Consider the following 766-nt stretch of genomic DNA (forward strand, 5'->3'; position numbering starts at 1 on the left):
GGGTCAGCGTGGTTTTCCGGCCGTCCGGCGCAATAAATCCGGCGGGCTGGCCCTGCTCATCATATAAAGGCAGCCAGGTGCGTTGCAGCGGGTCGGTCATGCCGGTCAGTTGCAGGCTGTCAGCATCATAGCTGTATTGCCACACGGCGCCGGCGGCGTCGGTCAGTGAGGTGACCCGGCCGGTATCTGCCAGCCAGGTCAGCGTCAGGGTTTCCCCCATAGGTAATATCTGTCTGACCAGATTGCCCCAGCGGTCATATTCATAGCGGGTCACACTGCCGCACGGGGTGTGGATTTCTGTTATTAACTGCTGGTCGTTGTAATGCCAGGCGGTGGTATGCCCCTGCGGGGTGGTGGAACGGGTCATGCCGGGCGCATAGTCCAGGCGGACCGGATAGAAGCCGCCGGCGCCGATGCTGTCAGTACAGCGTCCTTCACTGTCGTAGCGGTAATCCACCCAGGTCTGGTCGCCGTCAGACCAGCGGCTTATCAGGCCCTGTGCGTTATATTCATAGTACAGGTGGAAATGCTGGGTGCTGTCTGCTTCCGCCAGCCGGCCATCATCGTGGTAGTGATAACGGGCCATCACTTCCTGTAACCCTTCATCGGTGCGGAGAATCGCTGTCAGTTGCCCGTTCAGGTTGTAACGCAGCGTCAGTACCGGTCCGTCGCTGTGGATAACCTGCGTCAGCTGATGGTGTTCGTTATAAATAAAGCGCAGCCGGTTGTCATACACATCCCGGAGTTCCGTCAGCAGCCAGCGCTG

The 766-nt window shown here is 59.3% G+C and carries 1 pseudogene; it reads right to left on the reverse strand.

From position 1 onward, the window contains the following. A pseudogene (locus V2H77_RS00250) lies at window positions 1–766 on the reverse strand (type IV secretion protein Rhs); the annotation flags it as partial.

The organism is Photorhabdus sp. P32, from assembly GCF_038085095.1.
Lineage (GTDB): Bacteria > Pseudomonadota > Gammaproteobacteria > Enterobacterales > Enterobacteriaceae > Photorhabdus > Photorhabdus luminescens.